We start from the raw sequence: 2,688 nt of genomic DNA, 5'->3' as shown, positions 1-2,688 counted from the left end.
AGTTCCTACTTAGGCATGAGGATTGAATAAAATACAGAAGTTAAACAGCAAAGCTTAAATAGATTTAACCTTAGTTTTTCTAAATCATATAAGTAATAAAATACTCATTCCTTAAACTTTGAGAAAAACTTCTTTCCTCCTAACTCCTGAGTTGTACTTATTGATTTAGCAATCGTAGTAGAGAGAAAACTCATAAGGATGAGGACGCAGACGCATGGGGTTAACCTCATTATCCAACTTGTACTCAATCCAAGTTTGAATCAAGTCCTCTGTAAAGACTCCACCAGTAGTTAAAAATTCATGGTCTTTTTCTAAAGCTTCCAAAGCACCTTCTAGAGACCCAGGAGTAGAAGGAATCTTGCTTAACTCTTCAGGAGTGAGGTCATAAATATCCACATCCAAAGAGTCGCCAGGGTCAATTTCATTCTTAATCCCATCAATACCAGCACAAAGCATCGCAGCAAAAGCTAAATAGGGGTTACAACTAGCATCAGGACAACGGAACTCTAGTCGCTTGGCCTTGGGATTTGTACCGCTTAAAGGAATCCGAACAGAAGCAGAGCGGTTACCTTGAGAATAAGCTAAGTTTACTGGAGCTTCAAATCCAGGAACTAATCGCTTATAGGAATTAGTAGAAGGATTAGAAAATGCCAAGATTGCCGGAGCGTGCTTGAGGATACCACCAATATAATTAAGTGCAATCTTGCTCAAGTTTGCATAACCATCACCCCAGAATAAAGGTTGTCCATCTTTCCAGATTGACTGGTGACAGTGCATCCCCGAACCATTATCGTTAAATATAGGCTTGGGCATGAAAGTAATAGTTTTGCCATATTTTTTGCCCACATTCTTGATGACATACTTATAAATCATCAAGTTGTCTGCAGCATCTACCAATTTGCCAAACTGAAAACCCAACTCATTCTGACCACCTGTAGCCACTTCGTGGTGATGCTTTTCAATGGGAACACCACACTTGGCCATTGTTAACAACATTTCTGTCCGCAAATCCTGCATTGTATCGGTTGGAGATACAGGGAAGTAACCTTGCTTATAACCTGGTTTATAAGCTTTATTACCACCTGGTTCTTCACTACCAGAATTCCAGCGACCTTCTATACTATCTACATAGTAATAAGCTTTATTTTCAGTTTGGTCAAACCGAGCATCTTCAAATACAAAGAATTCAGCTTCTGGACCAAAGAATACTGTATCCCCAATACCTGTTGATTTTAAATAATCAACTGCTTTCTGGGCAATAACTCTGGGACAACGACTATACCATTCGCCAGTTCGAGGTTCTTTAATACTACAAATTACACTTAATGTCGGTTCAGCCATAAATGGGTCAATCCAAGCAGTGGTTGGATCGAGTGTCATCATCATGTCTGACTCATTAATATTTTTCCAACCACGGATACTAGAACCGTCGAAGGCAACTCCATCTGTAAAGGAACTCTCATCAATTTGACTTTTGTGAAGTGTTAAATGTTGCCAAATACCAGGTAGATCAATGAATTTCAAATCAATAACTTGAATGTCATCATTGTTAATCCAGTTCAATACATCTTGGGCTGTTTGTGCCATATTAGCTCCTAAGTTTTAAATTTTGCCTTTCTTCACAATGAAGAATAGCTCTAATCAGAATACATCCGTTTTAAATTTGGGCTTTCTTAACAAAGCTCTAATCAGAATATATCCGGCCGATCATAAGAACCAAAATAGTTAATTTTTTGTATCTAATATTACAATATTTCCTAGCCTGAATCAAATGATTCTTCTAGGTGTCAATTTATAGTAGGGTAAGATAGAAGATTTAAGAAATTGTTGGGAGAATAGTTATATGCGGGACACTATCACTAGCTTAATAGAAAATTACGATGCTAAAGGTCGTTATTTGGATAGGGATGCTGTCGATCGATTAAAATCTTATTTTGAAACTGGTACTGCGCGAGTACAAGCTGCTACATTAATTAATTCTATGGCTGCTAGTTTGGTTAAGCAAGCTGGGATTACATTGTTTGCACAACAGCCGGAATTAATTCGTCCGGGTGGTAATGCTTACACAACTCGCCGTTATGCTGCTTGTCTGCGGGATATGGATTATTATCTACGCTATGCTACTTATGCTTTGGTCGCAGGTAACACGGATGTTTTGGATGAAAGGGTCTTACAAGGTCTTCGAGAAACCTACAATTCTCTAGAAGTACCTATTGGACCTACTTTGGTAGGAATTGGCATTCTTAAAGAACTTGTTAAATCTGAGGTGGCAGCAGCAGGTATTGAAACTGGTGCTTTTCTAGAAGCACCCTTCGACCATTTGATTAGTGAGTTAGCTGAAAAAGACATTTAATTAATTAATAATGAATAATTAATAATGAATAATTATTCATTACCAAGGGTAAAAATGGGATTTGGTTTTCAAATCCCTACAGTTTTTTCAGAACTCAGTAATTAGTTTAATTCTTTTGATTTTTTTTAACATTAATGAAGCGGATTTTAACAATTTATAAAAAAGTAGATAAAAGAACTGAAACTCCCACCTGTTCCCTGTTCCCTGTTCCCTGTTCCCTGTTCCCTGTTCCCTGTTCCCTAAAAACTGAAACTCCCACCTGTTCCCTGTTCCCTGTTCCCTGTTCCCTAAAAACGGTAAGATTTTTATACACAAATAAAATAGGATTGCTATAG

General features: G+C 37.6%; 3 protein-coding genes. 1 reads left to right on the top strand and 2 read right to left on the bottom strand.

The features are described from left to right. Positions 1 to 165: 165 nt before the first annotated feature. Complete coding sequence (glnA, locus tag AC3DU7_RS27210; protein WP_488042390.1) at positions 166 to 1,587, bottom strand: type I glutamate--ammonia ligase; 1,422 nt, start codon at positions 1,585 to 1,587, stop codon at positions 166 to 168. Positions 1,588 to 1,843: 256 nt separating this feature from the next. Between glnA and apcB the strand changes: the two genes are divergently transcribed. Next, on the top strand, positions 1,844 to 2,353 hold the full coding sequence (gene apcB / locus AC3DU7_RS27205) for an allophycocyanin subunit beta (RefSeq protein ID WP_488042389.1): 510 nt from the start codon (positions 1,844 to 1,846) through the stop codon (positions 2,351 to 2,353). Between the two features lie 154 nt (positions 2,354 to 2,507). Here apcB and AC3DU7_RS27200 read toward each other — a convergent pair. Next, positions 2,508 to 2,688, bottom strand: a 181-nt coding sequence (locus tag AC3DU7_RS27200) for a hypothetical protein (protein WP_488042388.1), incomplete at its 5' end; no start/stop codon positions are given.

The sequence above is a fragment of the Okeania sp. genome (assembly GCF_983059655.1).
This window is presented reverse-complemented; position numbering and strand designations above follow the sequence as displayed.